The sequence below is a fragment of the Streptomyces sp. DvalAA-14 genome, from assembly GCF_900091855.1.
Taxonomy (GTDB): domain Bacteria; phylum Actinomycetota; class Actinomycetes; order Streptomycetales; family Streptomycetaceae; genus Actinacidiphila.
Genome location: NZ_FMCH01000603.1, coordinates 1 through 2,640 on the forward strand (window position 1 = coordinate 1; position 2,640 = coordinate 2,640).

Consider the following 2,640-nt stretch of genomic DNA (forward strand, 5'->3'; position numbering starts at 1 on the left):
GGTGGGGTGGCTGGTGTCGTTGTCGGCCACCGGCCGGTGCGGGCTGGGCGCGCCGTTCCTCGCGCCCCTGGGGGCGGCCACGGCGGGGAGGAGCCGTGGCGGTCGTTGCCGGGCGCCGGCCGGCGTGGGGCTGGGCGTGCGGCGCGGGCGCGTCCCCGTGGGGGGCGCGGGGATCGACTAAGATGGTGATCACGGCAGACGAGCCGAGCGGGCGGCCGCGTCAGGACTGAGAGGTTCTGCCGAGGAACGTCCGGACTCCACAGAGCAGGGTGGTGGGTAACACCCACCCGGGGTGACCCGCGGGACAGTGCCACAGAAAACAGACCGCCGGGGGCCTCGGTCCCCGGTAAGGGTGAAACGGTGGTGTAAGAGACCACCAGCGTCCAGGGTGACCTGGACGGCTCGGTAAACCCCGCCCGGAGCAAGGTCAAAAGGAGTCGCCCAGGCGACTCTGCGCGGACATTCGAGGGCTGCTCGCCCGAGTCCGCGGGTAGACCGCATGAGGCCGGCGGCAACGCCGGTCCTAGATGGATGGCCGTCTCCCGGCCGACCGCGAGGTCGACCGGCGACAGAATCCGGCGTAGAGCTCGACTCGTCTGCCGCTCCCGACCCCCTCTTCGCCGGCCCCCGCGGTGGCCGGCCCGGCGGGCGACCCGCGGGGCCGGCCACCGCGCGCTCAGGCCAGCACCCGCGTGTGCAGGGCCGTCACCGTCTTGCGGGCCGAAGCGAAGGCGCCGTGCTGCCAGGCGTCCATGTAGCTCAGCCAGTCACCGGCGAAGTAGACGTGGCCGGTCGGGTCGTTGAGGGACGTGTAGCGGGGGTCGTCGGGCCCGCCGGGCGTGCTGTGCCAGGCGGCCTCCTGGTAGGGGAACTGGCGCCAGTGCTGGGAGAAGGACGTGGCCAGTTCGCTGCGGTACTTGTCGCCGTAGATCTTGACGCCGGCGGCCACCGCCCGGGTCTCGCGGTCCTGGGGGGACAGCGGAGCGTAGGAGTCGGCGTTGGAGCCGGTGTTGTAGTAGCCGATGATCACCCCGCGCTTGCCGTGGAAGCCGTACGACGGGTGCCAGATGTGCGTCACGTCGAGGTCGGTCTCCGTGATGCCGCCGTAGATGCCGTGGTCCAGTTCCCACCAGCGGGAGCGGTACTCCAGGCCGATCTTGCCGGCCGAGGACGGGGTGATGGCCTCCAGCGCCGACTGGACGTCGCTGCCGAGGTTGTGCGGGATCCGCGCCAGGATGTTGGGCGGCATGGCGGCGACGCAGTAGTCGGCGTCGATCGCGCGGGTCCGGCCGTCCTGGGTGTAGGTCACGGTGACGCCGTGCGCGGTGTCGGTGACCTGGGTGACCGCGCAGCCGGTGCGGATGACCCGCGAGCCGATCGCCCCCGCCAGCGCGTGCGGTATCCGGTCCATGCCGCCGACCGGCTGGAACATCAGCATCGCCTGGTCGTAGCCGAATTCGAAGGAGAAGTAGCGGCCGACGCCGGTGGCGAAGACCTCGGAGGCGGTGGGCAGGCCGCCGTACTCCACCCCGGGGGTGCCGGCCGCGCCGGGGACGACGGAGTAGCCGCGCCGTTCGCTGCCGGTGTAGTCGAGGGTGGCGCCCAGGTCCCCGTAGCCCTTCAGGAACGTGATCAGCCGCTCCTTGTCGTCCGCGCTGAGGTCCTGGTCGAGGGCGCCCTGGTTGCTGGCCTTGGCCAGGAGTTCGGAGACGTAGCCGTAGACGTCGGCCTTGGCGGTCCGGTAGCGCATCGGCGCGGTCATGCCGGACTTCTCGTTGTAGAGGTAGGCGTCGGCGTTCTCGTTGGTGAACACCTCGATGGGGACGCCGAGTTCACGGCAGTAGTCGAGGGTGAGCATCCATTGGGCGATCCGGGCCGGGCCGGCGTTCATGTACTGGCCGTCGGAGAAGCGGGCGGTCTGCCGGTGGCCGTAGAGGTCGGTGGTGGTGGTGCCGCCGCGGACGGTGAAATTGCGGCCGCCGGTCCGGTTCTGCGCCTCCAGGACCGTACAGTCGTAGCCCGCTTTGCCGAGTTCGTAGGCGGTGGTGAGCCCGGCGATGCCGCCGCCGAGGATCACCACCTTGGCGGCGGCCCGATGGGTGAGGTGGAAGTCGCCGGGGGTCGGCGCCCGGAAGGGCGCCTCGTGGCCGGCGGCCGCGGCGGCGGTGGGTGCGAGGCCCAGCGCCCCCATGGTGGCGAACATCGCGCCGGCGCCCCCGGTGGCACCGACCGCGCGCAGGAAGTCACGGCGGTTGAACTGACTCATGTGTCATGTCCCCTTTCGCTACTGGCGCACGGGACTCTGGCAGCGCGGTGTTACACGCCGTCAGTCCGGAGGTGACACGGACGTGAGGTAAGGCTCACCGGCCCCCGCGCACCTGGTGAGCGGCCCGGCGACGGGCCGCCGCAGGCGATGTCATCCGATGACTGGCGAGGAATCCGAGCTTCCAACGGCCCACGGATGCGGGCGAATTGCCGCATTACGGTAATAACGTCTTTCAGAGCTAGGACTATTGACGGGTCCGGTGTTCGGCAGTTGAATCACCAGCACCAGGAGCCACATGGGCCGAAGTGCCCAGTGGGGCGGGTGGGGTGATCCCTCGCCCCCGCTCCGGTCCCCCCACAGCTGATCCCCGCATT

General features: G+C 70.7%; 1 protein-coding gene and 1 other RNA gene. One reads left to right on the plus strand and one right to left on the minus strand.

Annotated features, from left to right (window positions below; translation table 11 throughout):
• Positions 1-199 precede the first annotated feature (199 nt).
• An RNA gene (rnpB, locus tag GA0115240_RS32380) (RNase P RNA component class A) lies at positions 200-599 on the plus strand.
• A 77-nt stretch (positions 600-676) separates the two neighbouring features.
• Here rnpB and GA0115240_RS32385 read toward each other — a convergent pair.
• Positions 677-2,203 carry a flavin monoamine oxidase family protein gene (locus GA0115240_RS32385; RefSeq protein WP_093742334.1) on the minus strand — a complete coding sequence of 509 codons (1,527 nt, stop codon included), beginning with the start codon at positions 2,201-2,203 and terminating at the stop codon, positions 677-679.
• Between the last annotated feature and the right edge of the window lie 437 nt (positions 2,204-2,640).

What these genes read in the sequence shown, in the direction of transcription:
- GA0115240_RS32385 (WP_093742334.1), bottom strand. Translation starts at nt 2,203, where the DNA reads ATGTTCGCCACCATGGGGGCGCTGGGCCTCGCACCCACCGCCGCCGCG.